Origin of the sequence: Neisseria sp. HMSC061B04 (assembly GCF_001836705.1) — a bacterium.
GTDB lineage: Bacteria > Pseudomonadota > Gammaproteobacteria > Burkholderiales > Neisseriaceae > Neisseria.
The window spans coordinates 1-17,946 of sequence record NZ_KV830187.1 but is presented as its reverse complement, the minus strand read 5'-3'; the positions used below and the strand labels follow the sequence as shown (position 1 = coordinate 17,946).

Genomic DNA, 17,946 nt, shown 5'->3' with positions numbered 1-17,946 from the left:
GGAATTTAGGGCTAATCTACGTCAGCCCCTAAAAGAATATTGGGCATTTGATCCACTATTTACACAAATGAATTATCTATTTTTTAAACCATTTGTGCTTTCACTAGTTATCGTGCCTCTTGAGTTTGAGAAACTGTCCAAATTAAGCAAAATCGTCCTATCCGGCGTGATATGCGGTGCTGCTTTTTACTACTTGGCACTCCCACCTTTCATGACATTACTGTATTTCATTATTGCTGTGGCTTTGGCTTTTTCAAAAACTCAATATGCTCAATTTTTAAATAAGATTATTCTGATAAGTATCGTATCCTCATTAATACTGTCGTTCGTTACCATGCCGTTGCTTGAAAACGTATTGGAAGCCTTAGGCACCAGACGATATTATTAAAAATAAACCATAAATTTCAAATTGCATAAATTGAAATTCAGTAGCTTAAATCTTAATAAACTCTATTAATAACTATATGTCCGTATCAAGGCCGTCTGAAATATAATGATTGAGCCAATCTTAAGTAATACAAAAAAGCGGCAAAACAGGATAAATACTGTTTGCCGCTTTTTAATTTACTTCTTTATTTTACTTCTTCAACAATTTTGCCGCTTCAATCGCATAGTAAGTCAAAATACCATCGGCGCCGGCGCGTTTGAATGCCAACAGGCTTTCCAAAATAGTTTTTTCACCATCCAACCAGCCGTTTTGAATGGCAGCCTGAAGCATGGCATATTCGCCGGAAACTTGGTAAGCATAAGTCGGTACGCCGAACTCATCTTTAACTCGGTGGACGACATCCAAATACGGCAGACCCGGTTTTACCATGACCATATCTGCGCCCTCTTGAATATCCAATGCTACTTCGTGCAAGGCTTCGTTAGTGTTTGCAGGGTCCATTTGGTAGGTTTTCTTGTCTGCCTTACCCAAATTGCCGGAGCTGCCGACAGCATCACGAAACGGGCCGTAGAATGCTGAAGCATATTTTGCCGAATACGCCATAATGCGTGTATGGATGTGTCCGGCATCTTCTAAGGCTTCGCGGATGGCAAGAATACGTCCGTCCATCATGTCTGATGGGGCGACGACTTGTGCACCTGCATCGGCATGACACAAAGCCTGTTTTACCAAAACTTCAATGGTTTCATCGTTGAGGACATAGCCATTTTCATCGGTTAAACCGTCTTGGCCGTGAATGGTATAGGGGTCCAAGGCAACGTCGGTCATAATCCCCAGCTCTGGGAATTTCTCGCGCAGGGTTCGCACTACTGTCGGTACCAAGCCTTCCGGGTTATAAGCCTCCTCCGCAAATTCGGTTTTGTTTTGCGTTACCACGGGAAACAAAGCCAGCATAGGAATACCGAGATTCAGTGCTTCTTCAGCGGTAAACAACAATTTATCCAAACTTTGGCGTTTGACGCCGGGCATAGACGGCACTGCCTCTTCCTGATTCTGACCTTCCAATACAAAAACCGGATAGATTAAATCATCTGCCGTCAAAGTATGCTCGCGCATCAGACGGCGTGAAAAATCGTCTTTACGCATACGGCGCATACGGGTGTTTGAGACATAACGCGGAGGGAAATTCATAACAATTGCCTTTCAATAATGAAGTCTTAAAATCAGTCTTCGACTTGACGTATGGCTTTGACCGAACGTTTGATTTCGCTGAGCGTACCGGTTTTATAACTATTACGTTCCTGCTCGGTCATACCGTTTTGATCCAATTTGGCGATATTTTTCAATGCTTCGGCATATTGGCCGTCTGAAAGTTTTTCCTGTTTGATGTGCCAACGGTTTTTCACTTCGGAAGCCGTCCACAAGCCTACTTTGTTGTAGTAGAACAAAATGCTTGCCGCAAGCGTCTTCATATCGCTGTCGGGTTTGGCACTGCCGATACTGCGGCCGATACGGTTGTTACGTTGATCGACTGCCTGGTCGGCAAGGTAACGGCTGAAGTAGTCGTCTTTACCTTCTCGCAACTCCATATCCGTCAGGCGCGCATTACCTGCTTTTTCAGCAATAATGCTGTCGAATTTAGAAGCAATCGCCGCCTGCCATAATGCTTGGCGTACGGCATTAACCTGTGTTCCCCTGCTGTCGCCGTTTGCTTTGTCATCCAAACCTGTACGCTCGGCAAAGCGTGTGGCATTACTGGTCATATTGATTAAGCCCTCGTCCTCCATCCCGATGACTTGGGCGGCCACGGGATGGTTAAGCGCAAATTGTGCCATTTTACTGCGGCGGCTTTGATCTTCCTGATACGATTGGCAACCGGACAATACCAGCATGCCGAGAACGGCGCATTGAATGTGTTTTTTAATATGTTTCATGATGTAACTATCGATATTATTGTGTGAGTTCAACTGATTGTTTAACATAGAAACGCCCGTAAGAGCAAAATAATTCCCATACGGCCAAATCGGCGCATGAATGGCTATTTTATAATAAAAATAAGGCCGTCTGAAAATTTTCAGACGGCATAAGTATTTTTAACCCACCAAGCTTCGAATTTGCGGCCAATAAAACAAACAGGCTATCGAGCAAATAGCAATACTGATACCGGCTGCATTAATGCTGCTGATTTTTTCTTTAAACATTGCCGCACCAATCAGCGTACCCAAAACAATCACGCCGATGTTCATACCGGCAAACACCAAGGTCGGATTATCCTTCATGATTTGGTGTGCCGAGATATAGGTAACAATATTTAAAAAGTTCAGGCAGCCTAAAATCATGCCGCCCACTATACCCTCTTTGGTCCATTTGCTTCCTTTGGCAAACAGGTAGCCAAACATCAAGATACCGGCCAAACAAAATGCCACCAGCAAATTGCCGGCAAACGCGGTACCGCTCTTTGCCACTTGTTTGAACAAAATATCAATGACGCCATAGCCGCACCAAACACCCAAAAGCAGCATCACTTGCGTGCTGAGACCGCCGGATTTCTTACCGCCATCGCTTTTCCAAAGCAAGAAAAACAATGCCGTAAATGCCAATACCAAACCAATCAGACGGCCTTCGGTCAGTTGTTCATGAAAAAGCGTGAATGAAGCGATAATGGGCAAAAACAGCGATAAGCGTTGTGCCGCGTCCGATTTAACGATACCTGCCGCATCGACGGATTTGCCCATAATGACAAACACGCTTGGCAACAAGATACCCAAAGCCGCAAAGAGCCACCAAGTCGGTAAAAACACCTGCGGATTACTCAAATCGGGTTTTAACACCAGCATGGTCAAAGTGACGGCAACGATATAGTTCACCGCTACCGCCTGCTCAATATTGATTTTTTGCTTACGCGCCACTTTCAGCAATACGGAAACCAACACGCTGCAAACGATACTTGCCAATAAATATGCCATGCTTTAGAACCATCCTTGAGTAGGAACAGGCTTATCTTCATTCAGTTTAATCAGTCCGACGACTACGCGATAAATGAGCCAAATACCGGTTGCCACCAAAATCAGCCAACCGATTAAGATAAGTATGGTCAACATCCCGAAAAGCATACCCACCAACGATACCCAAAATGTCTTGGTCAAATAGTCAATATGGCTGGCATAAATACTGCCTTGCGCCTCATCGCGTTTGACATATGCCAAAATCACACCGACAACAGGCGCAAACCAGATAAACAGGCCCAACGCATAGGTAATATAGGCGATAAAAACATAGTTTTTCACTTCAGAATTAGACGTATTGACCATATTGGCCTCCGTATTATTGTTCCCTGTATTATGATTTTCCGTATGATTGACCACCGTATTATTGAAGCCGTTGTCTTGGACTTCCTGAGGCTCGTACTGCATCGCCGCATCATAAGCCAGACGTTTTTCCGGATGAGACAATACTTCAAACGCCTGTCCGATGGCTTTGAAACGCTCCGCATCTTTCTGAATATCCGGATTGGCAACCAATTTGCCGTAAGCCTCGCGGATAACGTTAATATCCGCATCCTGAGACACACCCAAGATTTCGTATAAATTTAATTGTTCCATCTTTATTCCTATCCTTTATGCATCCACTGCAACATGAACATCTTGCGGATTGAGCGTACGCAGGTTTTCAGGCTTCATGCCCACGATAAAACCGCGTTTGCCGCCATTGATAAAAATCTCGTCCAAAGCCCAAATGCTTTCTTCCACATAAACCGGCAACGCGGTTTTCATACCGAACGGCGATGTCCCGCCGACCAAATAGCCCGTCCATTTCGCCGCCTGATCCGCCGTTGCCGGCTCGATGTGTTTCAAGCCCAGTTCGCGTGCCAGATTGCGGGTGGAAATATGTTTGTCGCCGTGCATTAACACAACCAAGCCTTTTTTGTGTTCATCCTGCAGGACGATTGTTTTGATGACTTGATGCTCGGGCTTGCCCGTACATTCGGCAAAACGCGCCGTACCGCCGTGTTCTTCATACGCGTAAACATAAGGGATAAAATCGATTTTTTTACTGCGTAAAAAGCGCACCGCCTGCGTAACCGGATATTCTACTTTACTCATGGTTGCTTTCCGCCATCCTTTTCAGACGGCCCCTCTTAAATGTGGAACGTAAACAGTCGCAATGTTACCATACCTTCTTTTTGAAATCAGGAGACAACATGGACATCCGCTATCTTGGCACAAGCAAACGCTATTCGGAAGCCGTCGTAGCCAACGGCTTGGTTTTCCTCTCCGGCATGGTTCCCGAAAATCCTGAAGCCGACGCCAAAGCGCAAACTGAAAATGTTTTGGCGCAAATCGATTCATGGCTCGCCCAATGCCAATCCGACAAAGCCCACATTTTAGAAGCCACCATCTATCTGCCCGATATGAACGACTACGCCGCCATGAACGAAGCCTGGGACGCATGGACAGCCCCTGAACGCGCTCCGGCCCGCGCCTGTGTGGAGGCGAAACTGGCTTCGCCCGACTGGAAGGTTGAAATCAAAATTACCGCCCTTCAAATCAAATAAAGCACAAATATCAGGCCGTCTGAAAACGCAGCTTCAACCAAGCAAGCGCAGTTTTTCAGACGGCCTTTATTCTTTTGCGGTACAATACCGCCCTTAAATTTTTCTATTATTTCAAAGCACAAACAGCCATGTCCAAAAAAACCAAGCAAGAATTAGAAAACAACAAACTCAGCAAACGCCTGCGCCACGCCGTCGGCGATGCCATTAACGATTTCAATATGATTGAGCCGGGCGACAAAATCATGGTCTGCCTCTCAGGCGGTAAAGACAGCTACGCCCTTTTAGACATCCTGCGCCAGCTTCAAGCCAGCGCGCCGATTGATTTTGAACTGGTCGCCGTTAATCTCGACCAAAAACAGCCGGGCTTCCCTGAAGAGGTATTGCCGACCTATCTCGAAAGCATCGGCGTCCCCTACAAAATCGTTGAAGAAGACACCTACTCCACCGTCAAACGCGTGTTGGACGAAGGCAAAACGACTTGTTCGCTGTGCAGCCGCCTGCGCCGCGGCATTCTCTACCGCACCGCAAAAGAATTGGGCTGCACCAAAATCGCCTTGGGACACCACCGCGACGACATTCTTGCCACCATGTTCCTGAATATGTTTTACGGCGGCAAACTCAAAGCCATGCCGCCCAAACTGGTGAGCGACAACGGCGAACATATCGTCATCCGTCCTCTGGCGTATGTCAAAGAGAAGGACTTGATCAAATACGCCGAGCTGAAGCAATTCCCAATTATCCCATGCAACCTCTGCGGCTCCCAGCCCAACCTGCAACGCCAAGTCATCGGCGACATGCTGCGCGATTGGGACAAACGCTTCCCCGGCCGTATCGAGTCCATGTTCTCCGCCCTGCAAAACGTCGTTCCATCACATTTAGTCGATACCGAACTCTTCGACTTTGTCGGCTTGGAACGCGGTCAAAACCTGAAACATGGTGGCGACTTAGCGTTTGACAGCGAAAAAATGCCGGAACGTTTCTCCGACGGCAGCGAAGAAGACGAAAGCGAAATCAAAATCGAGCCGCAAAAAGCCGAACGCAAAGTCATCAATATTCTGGCAAACAAACCTAAAACCTGCGGTTTATAATTCCATTTAATATTCAGACGGCCTTTCGGTAAATAGCTACCGAAAGGCCGTCTGAATATTCATATTTAAAATTTTTCTATTCTTTTTTATCTATTCTTTCCCTGACAAACCGTGCAGCAGCAATCCCAATACGTCTTGCGGCAACTTTTGCGGCGCGGCGGCATAAAGCGCGGCCAGTTGCGGATGGCGCATCAATATATCCGCCTGACGGATGAACAGGTCGATGAGTTCCACCGGCAAATCGGGCTGAATCAGGCGGCGTTGTTGCAGGGTGTGGAAGAATCCGCGCATAAAGGCGTATTTTTCTTCATTCAATTCGTGGAAAAACCGCTCCAGCTCCAAATCGGTGTTCTCTTCAATGTCGCGCAGGAAGGCGGCGGAATAAAGTTCTTCAAACGATTGTTTTTGCAGGGCAAACACAGCCTCGGCGGCTTCGCGCAGGCTGCATTGCCGTGCAAGCAGGTTTTCAAATTCGGCACGGACGCGGTTTTTCTGCTCGGTAACAATTTCCTGCAAGAGCGCGTTTTTACCGCTGTAATATTTGTAGAAAGTGACGCGGCTGACGGCGGCCTCGGCGCAGATGCTGCCTACGGATACGGCGGAAAAGCCGTGTTCGCGGAACAGGCGGCGGGCGGTGTCGATGATGGTTTGTTGTTTGCTGGCAGTCATGACGGTAGGAAGGTTTTGATTTTGTTTATAAAGGGTTTTCACTAAAGTTATCCGCAAATCGGATACTCATCATAATAGTGGATTAACTTTAAACCAGTACGGCGTTGCCTCGCCTTAGCTCAAAGAGAACGATTCTCTAAGGTGCTGAAGCACCAAGTGAATCGGTTCCGTACTATCTGTACTGTCTGCGGCTTCGTCGCCTTGTCCTGATTTTTGTTAATCCACTATATTTCCCCACGGCGGCAATGGCAATATGGTGGCGTTTCAGACGGCCTCTTTCCTTGTCCCTCCGCTCCACCCTACGGATGAGGGCTATCGGATGCTTGGCAGGCCAAATTCATGAAGATTACAGAATCTCCCTCCTCCAACCTCTCCCCCAAATAGGAGAGGGATTTTTTTGGACGATTCACAAGATAAGAGGGGAAATAAAGTGAATGATAAACACTTGCATTCCTGTTTCTAATTTCTTATACTTTACATTAATAGTTTGTTTTATGTAAATGTGTAAACACAAATATTTGCATACTGACGGAGAAATTGATTGCCTGATATTCAATCCGCCCCGACGTATGCCGTCTGAAAGGATAAGAAATGCAGAAACACACCCTCCGTCGCCTGCCGCTACTGCTTGCCGCCGCCTTTGCCTCCGAATGGATTTATGCCGCCGATGCGGCGCAAGACGCGGAACAGGTGCAGTTGGAAGAAGTCGTCGTCACCGGCGAACGTGCCAACCGCAGCGGCTTTGAAACCGCCACATCCAACCGCGTCTTCACCACACCAAACATCGACCGCAGCGGCCACAATCTTTCCGCCACCGACCTGCTCAAACAGACCGTGAACACGGTGGACTTAGGCAGCGGCAACGATTTGCCGACCGTGCGCGGCGTGGATGGCTCTGGCCCCGCCGTCGGTGCGGTCGCATTTTTTGCGGGCACGCGGCCGCGCCTGAACCTATCCATAGACGGTCGCTCCGCCACTTACAACGAATACGCCTTCGGCACGCAGTCGCTGTGGGACATGCAGCAGGTGGAAGTCTTGCGCGGGCCGCAAAGCCATGTGCGCGGGCAGAACGCGGTGGCGGGCGCGGTGGTGATGCGTTCCAAAGACCCGACCGACGAATGGGAAGGCGCGCTGCGCTTGGGTTTGGGCAACCAAAAAACGCGTAATGTTGCCGGCGTAGTGTCCGGCCCGATTGTGAAAAATAACCTTGCCTTCCGCCTGAGCGCGGAGCGGCAGCAGCGCGAAAGCTACGAGCCGTTCGTGTCCTACGAGCCGACCGGCAACCCGCGCCGTGTGGAAAACACCAACGTGCGCTTCAAACTCCTGCTCACGCCCGAAAACCATCCCGATTTTTACAGCCGCCTGACGCTGAACCACATCCGTTCGCGCACGCCGCAAAACGAAATCATGGGCAACACCGCCAGCCGCCGTTTTATAAAAGAAAAGCCCGTGTTCGTAACCGGCTCGACATCGGGCATCTGGGACGTATCGTGGCAGCTTAACGACTATCTGAAACTGGAAAACAAACTGGTTTACGGCCGCTACCACAACGAGCGGCTGCACCTGCCGATGACCGTCAACCCGCAAGGCGTGCCCGCCGAACTCAAAGGCCGCGAATTGCAATGGGAACCGGTATTGCATTTTTCAAACAAAGGCCGTCTGAAAGGCCTTGCCGGACTGCACTACTTCCGCAGCAAACAAGACGAATGGGTAGATATCAGCAACGTCGGCGGCCGCAACACCTTTGACGACCACAATAGCGTACGCGCCCTGTTTGCCGAAACCACATACAGCCCCAGCGAAAAATGGGACATCACGGCCGCCGCCCGCCTTGAAAAAGAAACGCACAAACGAAGCGGCGGCAGCGGCGCACTGCACCTCGATTTAGACAAAGGCCAGACCGTGTTCCTGCCCAAAATCGACATCGCCTTCAAACCCACCGACCAATGGGTCAGCGGCATCAAAGCCGCGCGCGGCTACAACCCCGGCGGCGCGGGCATCACCTTCGGCCGCCCCGTCGTAACCTACACTTATGAACCCGAATATGTGAACAACTACGAGTGGTACACCCGCTGGCGCAGCGCAGACCGCCGCCTGCAACTCTCCGGCAACCTGTTCCTGAACCACTACCGCGACATGCAGCTCCCCTTCTATCTCGGCACCAACTCCGTCGTCATCCGCAACGCCAAAAAAGTCCACACCTACGGCGCGGAACTCGCCGCCGACTGGCAGGCGACTGACAGCCTGAAACTCACCACCGGACTGGGACTGCTCAACACCAAAATCAAAAGCTATCCCAACAGCGGCATCGAAGGCAACAAACTCGGCCGTGCGCCCAAATACACCGCCAACATCGGCGTGAAATACCTGAACGACAAAGGTTGGGAAGCCGGCGGTGACGTGCGCTTCTACGGTGGCTACTACTCCGCCGCCGACAATGCCGAATCAGGCAAAATCGGCGCATACAACCAAGTTAACCTCTACACCGCCTACAACTTCAAACAAGGCCGCGTCTCGCTCTACGCCGACAACGTGTTCAACCGCCGCCGCCCCATATTCATTTCCAGCGCCGACCGCCAAGACGCACTCTACCAACGCCCCAGAAGCGTAGGCGTGAGCGCGGAATGGAAGTTTTAAATGAAACTGAAATAATCGAGGCCGTCTGAAAAAACATAGGTCGGACATTTATGCCCGACCTACTGTTTATTCCTCCAAAACACCCAAAGGAATCCCATGCACTACTTCACCCCCGCCAAAACCCTGCCCGAAGGCATCATCTACCTGACCGACCTGACCCACGTCGCCGACTTTGCCGACTGGCTGTCCGAATTCGAAACCCTGTTAAACCAAAACCCCCGCTTCGCCACCGTCTGCACCCCGATGCGGCGGCAGGTGAGCGACGAACAGCGCATTGCCGACCGCAAAACCTACATCGAATGGATAAAGGCACACCGGCCGCAACTGTCCGAACGCTGCGCCGCCATGCTCCTTATCGAACCCGACGCGGCGCAACTGGCGTTCTTCCGCGAACAATCCTCCAAACTCGGCCCTGCATTGGGCGTGAACTACATCGTCGAAGCAGATGAAACAACCGCCCTGCTTCGCGCAGAAGAAGCATTGAAGGCCGTCTGAAAAGATACTAAACCTATTTAAATACAAATCAAGTATTGCCACCCAATATGTTCAGACGGCCTTGTCCCTTTATTCGCCTCATCTTCAAAAGAATCATGTGATGTCCGACAATCAGATTTCCCCAAACTCACGCGACTGGCTGATGCTTATCGGCGGCAGCACCTACAAATTCACGCTAACCGGTTTTTACCTGGTCGCGCTGGTCGCCATTTTGAAAAACCACGGTTACAGCCTGAACCAACTAAGCTGGATTCATTTAATCGGCAGTATCGAAGCGGCGAAGATGTTGTTTGCCGCGCTAATGGAACGGCGGCCGGCGGGGCGGTTCGGGCGGTTTCGCGGCTGGCTGCTGGCGGCGACGCTAGGGCTTTCGGCAGTGTTCGGGCTGATGGCCTGCACCGACATCACGCAGAACTTCCCGCTACTTCTGGCCTGCTGCGTTTTGCTCTCGGCCATGTCGGCAGTGTACGGCTGCGCGATGCTGGGTTTGTCGTGTATTGTCCTGCCTCACCGCGAACGCGGTTTCGGCGGCGTGATTCAAACGATGGCGGCGCGCGGCGGCAAGATGATCGGCGGCGCGCTGGTGTTGTGGCTGTATCAGGAATACGGACAGACGGCGGCGGCCGGCTTTATGCTGGCGTTCAGCCTGCTGATGCTGCTGCAACTCTTGTACTACCGCGAGCCGGAAAGCCCGACCGCGCAAGGCAGTTGGACGGCGTTGGCGGCGCGGCTGGTTTCTTTTTGGCAGCAACCTGAAACGGGCTGGCGGTGGCTGGTTTTGCTGTTTGCCGTTGCCGCACCGTATGCGTTTATGGCGGCAACTTTTGTACCCAAACTGGCGGATTTGGGCTTTACTCCGAAACAGACGGGCGGGATTCTGGCGGTAGGTATTCCTGTTGCCTGCCTGATTGTGACGCCGCTGTCGGGCTGGTTTTCGCGCAATTATCCGCGCCGCAAACTCGTGTTCCTGCTCTACGCGCTGCAACTGCCGCTTTTGGCATCTATGAACGCTATCGACGCGCTCGCCCGCGTCCACCCTTGGCTGCCGCCCGCTCAAATCATCGCCCTGAGCCTGAGCTACACGCTGCTGCTGCCGGTGATACTAGCGTTGGTGATGGACAAGTCCGACCGCGCCACCGCCGCACTCGACAGCAGCCTGCAATTTTCCGTCGTCCTGCTCGGCAGTTACGTGGCCGGTTTCGCTGCCCTGCGGCTGGCAAAGGCTATTGGTTATACAGATGCGTATTGGGTTGCAGTGTACTTGGCCGTATTGGTAGGCCTGCTTTTATATTTGAATAGAAATTTATTCAATTATTCGGATCGTGATGCACAATAATTCGCTTAGATATTTATCCATCGATTTTAATTGAGCGCGCCTCCGGATAATTTTTCATTTTATTGCACAATCTCTCATGAAAATATAACAAAACGTGCCCATAATACTGCCGTTATTACACTCTTACATTCAAAAGGAACCTCATGACTGCTGTTCTCATCGTTCTCGGCTTGATTGCTATTGTTGTCGGCATCTTAGGCACTATTTATCCCGCCCTGCCTGGATTGGGTTTGATGTTTGGTGGCGCATGGTTGTTGGGTTATGCCGGCGATTATCAAGTGTTTGGCTCGGGCACGCTGACCTTTTTGGCCATCGTTGCCGTATTTGGTACTGCGATGGACTATGTGGCAGGGGCATTGGGTGCAAAATATACCGGCGCAAGTAAAACTGCGGTTTGGAGCGCGTTTATCGGCGGCATCGTCGGCGCATTCTTCTCTATTCCCGGTCTGTTGCTCGGCCCGTTGGCAGGTGCGGCCATCGGCGAATTTATCGCACGCAAAGACACTTGGCAGGCAGGTAAAGTCGGTATCGGTACGTTTATCGGTTTTATCATCGGTACCGTGGCCAAAATCGGCTGCGCCTTGACCATTGCAATGACCATCCTGTTTGTTTGGTTGGCCTCGTTGTTCTAAGACAAAACATTAAAGGCCGTCTGAATTTCAAGCATTCAGACGGCCTTTTCATTTCATTGTTTATTTGCCGCAGCAAGCTTTGTATTTTCTACCACTGCCACACGGACAAGGATCGTTGCGACCCACTTTTTCGCCTTCGCGGCGGACGGTTTGCGGTTTATTGATGATGGCCTGCCAGTACCAGTAAATATCCAACAGGACATGCGGCAAATCAGATTCCAGCTGGGTCAGCTCTTTTTCATTCAGATGCAAGATGACTTCGCCGTTTTCCTCATCGTCATAAATACCGCCCAAAGCCATAATCGGATAGAACAAATCTTCAAACTCTTCCTGATCGACTGCTTCAAACCAATCGGTAGGCACAATATCCAGTGCATAAAGATAGGCGTTACACCATGTGTAGAAATCCGGATTACCGGCTTCGTCTTCATAAAACCACAAATCCGGCAGGATTTTCTCATTGAGCTTCATGCGCATATCGGCGGCCATTGCCATCACCAAACGCTCGATTTCGGTACGCTCTTTGGCATCAAACAAAGATTCTTCACCCAAAATTTCAGGCAGCCAGTTGGTCGGATTCAAAGCATCCGGACCGCTCAATAAAGCCATCATAAAACCTTGAACTTCATCACAACGCATAGTGTTGTGTGCTTCGGATTTGGCATCCAGCAATTCCATCAATCGGCTGCGTGCCGCTTCATCAAAAGTCAGTATTTGCATTTTCGTTCCTTAAAATAAAATCATATTATGGTTTTCAGACGACCTGGGCATGGATACGCTGCCGCATTTGTTCAAACAGACAAACTGTTGCCGCCATCGCGACATTCAAGGATTCGGTTTGCCCCAACATGGGGATTTTGACACAGGCTTCAGCCTTCTCTTTTATTCGTTCACTCACGCCGCTGCCTTCGTTGCCAAACACCCAAGCGCAGGGTTGACTGAGGTTCATCTCATACAACCCGATATTGCGGCCGCCCAAAGCTGTTGCCCAAATTGGATGCTGATACGTTTCCATCCAAGCGGATAATTCCACCCGGCTGAAAATAGACAGCAAAAAATGCGCACCCATCCCCGCCCGCAACACTTTGGGCGACCAGATATCCACGGAATCATTGCTGCACACGATTTGCTTGACTCCGGCCGCCGCCGCGCTGCGCAAAATTGTGCCTGCATTGCCGGGGTCTTGTACCCGCTCTAATACCACGCAATCGCCGTCTGAAGGCAAGCCTGCCTGTTTCGGAATATCAATCCAAGTCATCACATCATCGGCATCGGTCAGACTGGTGATTTTAGACAGCGCTTCGTTACCAACCCAAGTAATCAATCCCTCGTCCAACTGCGCCGTAATTTCTTGAATTTCAGGATGTTGCTGTTTCTTTTCAGGCAGGTAAACCTGTTTGGGCGTACCGCCGCTTTGCAAATAAGTTTGCAGCAGATGTACGCCTTCCAATACGGTTTCACCGCTTTCGCGCCTTGTTTTGGCCTGCGTCAAAAGACGGAATAAATGTTTGAGCTGTTCGTTTTGAGCAGAGGTAATCAGTTTCATGGAGCGCATTATAACTGTTTTTGACTTCTTTGAAGCTATGCTTTCAGACGGCCTGACGGTTTTACTGCAAAAATAAAAACCCTTGCCATAAAGCAAGGGTTTTGCATGATTTCATTTTTTACTGCACAACAGTCTGCTGCTCATTTTTCTGCTCGGTACGGACAGTCGGACGGTTTTCAATCTTGCCGTCTTTCGCCGCATTCGGCACAACGGTTTCACCTGGTTCGGAAGCCGCTTTATCGTCAGGCGTACCGCTTACCGGAATGATATCTTGTGCAGGCTGAACATTAGACTTCTCGGCAACCGGCATAGCGTCACGAGAAGTTTGCGGCGTAAACTGCCATGCCGTCACAGCAATGGCACACACGCTGGCAGCGGCCGCAAAAAATTTAAAGAAGCCGTTATTGGCCGCTTCGCGATGAGTATATTTTTTCTGCTTGCCGGCAATCTCAGCTTGAGGCACTGTAAATGCTTTGCTTTGCATGGTTTCATCAGCCACCTTCGCAGCCGCACCCTGACGGATACAGTCGCCGATAATGTGGTACTCATGCCAAGCGCGCAATGCTTCCTCGTCTGCCAATACGGCATCCAGCATCTCATCAGTCAATGCTTCACCGTCCATCAATGCGGACACATACTCCAATGCTTTATTTGTTTTATCGTTCATTTTTATTACCACCTTTGATCTTCAGAAGTATCCAACAGCGGCCGCAAATCTTTTGCAATCAGTTCACGCGCTCTGAAAATACGCGAACGTACTGTACCTATCGGACAATCCACTACCCGAGCTATTTCTTCGTAAGACAAGCCGTCCATTTCCCTAAGCGTAATGGCTTGACGCATATCGTCTGGCAGTTGCGCAATGCTTGCTTCGACGGTCTGCAAGATTTCCCGATTCATCATCTCAGCTTCCGGCGTATGGTAATCCGCAATCTGATCAGTTAAATCAAGAACATCTCCTTCCTCATTGGCTGCTTCCGAACTGACAAAAAACTGACGACCCGAAGTAGTCAGGAAATTCTTTGCCGTATTGATACCGATACGGTACAGCCATGTATAAAATGCACTCTCACCTCGAAAATTAACCAGCGCACGATAAGCCCTAATCATTGCCTCTTGGGTTACATCGTGCACTTCATGCTCATCCTGAATAAAACGGGAAATCAGTCTGTTTAGCCGACGCTGATATTTGGACATCAGCATCTCGAATGCCTTATGGTCACCTTTCTGCGCGCGCTCCACCAAAACTTGATCTATTTGGCGATCGTTCATACTCACCCTTTAATCGTTTTACTGCTTTAAACCAAAAAATAGTAAAGCGTGCTGTGCACAATAAAGACAACACTGCTTTGAAATAGTTCCATAAGATTACATTTAATGGCAAAAGTTTATTCGTGTAGGTACTCTAATATAAGCTGTATTGCTTAATATACCTACACTTAGCACAAGTAGTTAAATTACTGATACTTACTAAATTTAGAGTTATTTACTTTACTTTTGCCATATATTCGACCAACTTTCTATGAACTGGCAGATAGCCTTGCTCTATTTGAACATCGCTTCCAACCCTAAGGTTAGCAACAGCAAGGCACTTGTTGCCCATACTTATGATAATCGGCCAATATTTACGCACGAGTGGCATGATATGACACTCCTGCAATAGTTTTTCGACTGATTTTTCCTTCTGACCGGACTGAATCACGTCGCCCTCGGATACAGTTCTAAGCACAGCCGGCTTTTCCAACTCCTCTTCCGGCAAACCGCCTTTAAACGGTAATAAAACAAAACCGTTTTCCAGCAAAATATCTTTCAGACGGCCTCGAACTTCCCAACCATTACACCAAGGCAGCTGTTGAAATTCACTTTCTTGCCAAATAAACAACTGATCCTGATAGGCGACCAATTCGCCGTTTGGCAAACTCAACTGCGCCTGTTCTGCGGTTTCCAATACTCGGGTAAAATCGACAATACTGTGATAAGAAGGCAATGATTCCGCTTGCTTTCGCAAAAAATACCAAAGCAACCGACGGCGCAAGAGTTGCGTACATTGCCGCCACAGACTGATACTGAATATTCCGTCCGGACTGATGCGCTGATATTCAGACTCAACCAATTCATCTAAAAGCTGCAAATCTTCCTGCAATAATCGGATATTGGCACAAATTTGCCGCTCAAAATTCGGAATCCGCTGCTGCCATTGCGGCAAGGTCTGATTTCTCATCCAATTGCGTAAATAGCCGGAGTCTTCGTTACTTTCGTCTTCGACAAAAGACAGCCCCCATTGTTGCGCATACCCTGCCAATTCCTGACGGGAAAATGCCAAAAGCGGCCGCCAGATTTGGATCTCTTCATTTAAATCACGCCATACCGGCATGGCCGCCATACCGCGCAATCCGCCGCCGCGTACGGCCGACAGCATAAATGTTTCGATTTGATCATTGCGATGGTGGGCCAAAACAATAATTTTCTTCAGGCCGTCTGAAAATGCCTGATATCGGGCAGCCCTGGCCGCCGCTTCCAAACCTTTTCCTTGTTTTTCCACATTGACACGGCACACCCTCAAGGCAACATCCAAACGCCGACAATAATCCTGACAAAATTTTGCCCAACTGTCGGCATTGGTGCTTAAACCATGATGAACATGGACGGCACGCAAATCAAAACGGCGAAATTCACGCATCCGGTGCAAAAGATGCAACAGGACAACGGAATCCAATCCGCCGCTCAAACCAACTTCAAAAACAGTATGGCTCGGCAAATCAAGAAAAGCTGCTTGAAAACTTTTAAATAGGGAATCAGGGGATAGTTGCGACATTTCAGACGGCCTGAAATTATGAATGACTCAAAAATAGAATACAAAAAAAGCAAGCAGCGACATCTGCTTGCTTTTTCAGCAGCCAAACTTATTTATCGGTAAATTTACCGTAAGCCATGATGCGGTCGAAACGGCGGGAAAGCAAATCAGGCATGGTCATGCTTTGCGCTTCGCTTAATTGCTGTTCCAAAACGGTTTTAACGTTTTTCATCGTGGTTTCGTAATCACGGTGTGCGCCGCCCAACGGCTCGTCAATGACTTTATCGATGAGATCCAATTCTTGCAGGCGTTTGGCGGTAATCCCCAATGCTTGCGCGGCGTCTGCTGCTTTTTCGGCAGTTTTCCAAAGAATAGAGGCGCAACCTTCGGGAGAAATCACCGAATAGGTCGAGTATTGCAGCATATTGATGTAGTCACCGACAGCTACTGCCAACGCACCGCCCGAACCGCCTTCGCCAATGATGGTGCACAATACCGGTACATGCAGGCGGGTCAGTTCGTACAAATTACGGCCGATGGCTTCAGACTGGCCGCGTTCTTCCGCGCCAATGCCCGGATACGCGCCCGGAGTATCGACAAAGGTCATGACCGGAATATTGAATTTCTCGGCAGTCTGCATCAAGCGCAACGCTTTACGGTAACCTTCGGGACGCGGCATACCGAAATTGCGGCGGATTTTTTCTTTGGTATCGCGGCCTTTCTGATGGCCAATGACCATCACGCTTTGACCGTTGAAACGTGCCAAACCGCCGATAATGGCATGATCGTCAGAATAATGACGATCGCCGTGCAACTCTTCAAAATCGGTAAAAATACCGTTGATATAGTCCAAAGTATAAGGACGTTGCGGATGGCGGGACACTTGTGAAATTTGAGCCGGAGTCAGCTTGCTGAAAATCGACTTGGTCAACTCGTTGCTTTTCTTTTGCAGTCTGGCAATCTCGTCGGAAATGTCGACGGCCGATTCATCTTGTACGAATCGCAACTCGTCGATTTTATTGGTTAATTCGGCGATGGGTTGTTCAAAGTCCAAAAAAACGGGTTTCATAAAACGAAGCTCTCGGTAACGGTTGCTGACATGATACGCTAATCAGACGTATTTGACAGCATTTCTCAAAGGGAAACTGCCATCTTTTGCAATAAAAAACTTTCAGACGGCCTTTAACAAAGAAATAGTATATCTGCACTAAACTCATGGAGTGCCGTATCTTATGATAAACTTCAATTCAGTTCAATCATTTCAAACAGGCTATGAAAAACGATCATGACAATTCGTCCATGCGCTTGGACAAATGGCTGTGGGCCGCGCGCTTTTTCAAGACCCGTGCGCTGGCACAAAAACACATTGAGCTAGGCAGGGTTTTGGTAAACGGCTCGAAGGTGAAAAACAGCAAAAATATTTCCACCGGCGACACCATCGACATGACTTTGAACTCCCTCCCCTACAAATTCAAAGTCGCCGCGCTCAATCATCAACGCCGCCCGGCACCGGAAGCGCGTTTATTGTACGAAGAAGACATGAAAACGGCTGCCGAACGCGAAGCTCAAAAACAACTCGACCAGGCCAGCCGCATCAGTGCCGCTTATCCGGACGGACGCCCGACCAAACGCGACCGCCGCCAGCTTGACCGCATGAAGCGCGATAGCTGGTAAAGCGTTTCATCCATTGTTTCAGACGGCCCTATATCCATGCCGTCTGAAAACCAAAAACAGGCAGGACATCCTGCCTGTTTTTTATTTGTGGTAATTAAAATGGGGCTGACGTAGATTAGCAGTTATGCTAGG

General features: G+C 49.3%; 20 protein-coding genes. 8 read left to right on the top strand and 12 right to left on the bottom strand.

From position 1 onward, the window contains the following. Positions 1-388: hypothetical protein (locus HMPREF2661_RS11665; protein WP_210400052.1), on the top strand; the 388-nt coding region annotated here is incomplete at its 5' end. A 189-nt stretch (positions 389-577) separates the two neighbouring features. Here HMPREF2661_RS11665 and hemB read toward each other — a convergent pair. The 5 genes from hemB to ybaK all read right to left on the bottom strand — a co-directional run bounded on the left by hemB (position 578) and on the right by ybaK (position 4,491). Then, positions 578-1,579 carry a porphobilinogen synthase gene (gene hemB / locus HMPREF2661_RS04520; protein WP_049323181.1) on the bottom strand — a complete coding sequence of 334 codons (1,002 nt, stop codon included), beginning with the start codon at positions 1,577-1,579 and terminating at the stop codon, positions 578-580. A 32-nt stretch (positions 1,580-1,611) separates the two neighbouring features. Beyond that, on the bottom strand, positions 1,612-2,322 hold the full coding sequence (locus HMPREF2661_RS04515) for a DUF6973 domain-containing protein (protein WP_036491232.1): 711 nt from the start codon (positions 2,320-2,322) through the stop codon (positions 1,612-1,614). A 159-nt stretch (positions 2,323-2,481) separates the two neighbouring features. Further along, positions 2,482-3,354 (bottom strand): DMT family transporter, encoded by an 873-nt coding sequence (locus tag HMPREF2661_RS04510; RefSeq protein ID WP_049323180.1) that lies wholly within the window; start codon positions 3,352-3,354, stop codon positions 2,482-2,484. A gap of 3 nt (positions 3,355-3,357) precedes the next feature. Next, on the bottom strand, positions 3,358-3,990 hold the full coding sequence (locus tag HMPREF2661_RS04505; protein ID WP_049323179.1) for a DnaJ domain-containing protein: 633 nt from the start codon (positions 3,988-3,990) through the stop codon (positions 3,358-3,360). Between the two features lie 15 nt (positions 3,991-4,005). After that, positions 4,006-4,491 (bottom strand): Cys-tRNA(Pro) deacylase, encoded by a 486-nt coding sequence (gene ybaK, locus HMPREF2661_RS04500; protein ID WP_070822497.1) that lies wholly within the window; start codon positions 4,489-4,491, stop codon positions 4,006-4,008. 98 nt (positions 4,492-4,589) lie between these two features. Between ybaK and HMPREF2661_RS04495 the strand changes: the two genes are divergently transcribed. Together HMPREF2661_RS04495 and ttcA are read left to right on the top strand one after the other, a co-directional pair. Beyond that, positions 4,590-4,943, top strand: a complete 354-nt coding sequence (locus HMPREF2661_RS04495) for a RidA family protein (protein WP_049349838.1) — start codon at positions 4,590-4,592, stop codon at positions 4,941-4,943. A gap of 128 nt (positions 4,944-5,071) precedes the next feature. Continuing rightward, positions 5,072-6,031 carry a tRNA 2-thiocytidine(32) synthetase TtcA gene (ttcA, locus tag HMPREF2661_RS04490; RefSeq protein WP_070822501.1) on the top strand — a complete coding sequence of 320 codons (960 nt, stop codon included), beginning with the start codon at positions 5,072-5,074 and terminating at the stop codon, positions 6,029-6,031. A 90-nt stretch (positions 6,032-6,121) separates the two neighbouring features. On the opposite strand, the gene HMPREF2661_RS04485 is transcribed toward ttcA, so the two are convergent. Further along, positions 6,122-6,742: a TetR/AcrR family transcriptional regulator gene (locus tag HMPREF2661_RS04485; protein ID WP_070822495.1), complete on the bottom strand. Its 621-nt coding sequence runs from the start codon at positions 6,740-6,742 to the stop codon at positions 6,122-6,124. A gap of 549 nt (positions 6,743-7,291) precedes the next feature. On the opposite strand from HMPREF2661_RS04485, the gene HMPREF2661_RS04480 reads away from it, so the two are divergent. From HMPREF2661_RS04480 to HMPREF2661_RS04465, 4 genes are all read left to right on the top strand, one after another. Beyond that, positions 7,292-9,337, top strand: coding sequence for a TonB-dependent receptor (locus HMPREF2661_RS04480; RefSeq protein ID WP_070822493.1), 2,046 nt, complete (start codon positions 7,292-7,294; stop codon positions 9,335-9,337). Between the two features lie 96 nt (positions 9,338-9,433). Then, the gene (locus tag HMPREF2661_RS04475; RefSeq protein ID WP_070822491.1) at positions 9,434-9,832 is read left to right on the top strand and encodes an extensin; all 399 of its coding nucleotides are present in this window, start codon (positions 9,434-9,436) and stop codon (positions 9,830-9,832) included. Between the two features lie 100 nt (positions 9,833-9,932). Further along, positions 9,933-11,168, top strand: coding sequence for an MFS transporter (locus HMPREF2661_RS04470; RefSeq protein ID WP_070822489.1), 1,236 nt, complete (start codon positions 9,933-9,935; stop codon positions 11,166-11,168). Between the two features lie 143 nt (positions 11,169-11,311). Next, positions 11,312-11,800 (top strand): DUF456 domain-containing protein, encoded by a 489-nt coding sequence (locus tag HMPREF2661_RS04465; RefSeq protein ID WP_070822487.1) that lies wholly within the window; start codon positions 11,312-11,314, stop codon positions 11,798-11,800. Positions 11,801-11,860: 60 nt separating this feature from the next. On the opposite strand, the gene HMPREF2661_RS04460 is transcribed toward HMPREF2661_RS04465, so the two are convergent. From HMPREF2661_RS04460 to HMPREF2661_RS04435, 6 genes are all read right to left on the bottom strand, one after another. Continuing rightward, a complete protein-coding gene (locus HMPREF2661_RS04460; RefSeq protein WP_049322763.1) occupies positions 11,861-12,520 on the bottom strand; it encodes a YecA family protein in 660 nt (219 codons plus the stop codon). A 34-nt stretch (positions 12,521-12,554) separates the two neighbouring features. Further along, positions 12,555-13,346: a TrmH family RNA methyltransferase gene (locus HMPREF2661_RS04455; RefSeq protein ID WP_049322767.1), complete on the bottom strand. Its 792-nt coding sequence runs from the start codon at positions 13,344-13,346 to the stop codon at positions 12,555-12,557. 118 nt (positions 13,347-13,464) lie between these two features. Then, a complete protein-coding gene (locus HMPREF2661_RS04450) occupies positions 13,465-14,013 on the bottom strand; it encodes a sigma-E factor negative regulatory protein (protein WP_003746920.1) in 549 nt (182 codons plus the stop codon). Positions 14,014-14,018: 5 nt separating this feature from the next. Further along, positions 14,019-14,618 (bottom strand): RNA polymerase sigma factor RpoE, encoded by a 600-nt coding sequence (gene rpoE, locus HMPREF2661_RS04445; RefSeq protein ID WP_004519728.1) that lies wholly within the window; start codon positions 14,616-14,618, stop codon positions 14,019-14,021. Between the two features lie 214 nt (positions 14,619-14,832). Then, a complete protein-coding gene (tilS, locus tag HMPREF2661_RS04440) occupies positions 14,833-16,161 on the bottom strand; it encodes a tRNA lysidine(34) synthetase TilS (protein ID WP_049322762.1) in 1,329 nt (442 codons plus the stop codon). 88 nt (positions 16,162-16,249) lie between these two features. After that, entirely contained in the window at positions 16,250-17,209 is a 960-nt protein-coding gene (locus HMPREF2661_RS04435; RefSeq protein ID WP_049322761.1) for an acetyl-CoA carboxylase carboxyltransferase subunit alpha, read from the bottom strand. 203 nt (positions 17,210-17,412) lie between these two features. Here HMPREF2661_RS04435 and HMPREF2661_RS04430 point away from each other — a divergent pair, with 203 nt between their 5' ends. Then, entirely contained in the window at positions 17,413-17,814 is a 402-nt protein-coding gene (locus tag HMPREF2661_RS04430; RefSeq protein ID WP_049322760.1) for an RNA-binding S4 domain-containing protein, read from the top strand. Positions 17,815-17,946: the final 132 nt, after the last annotated feature.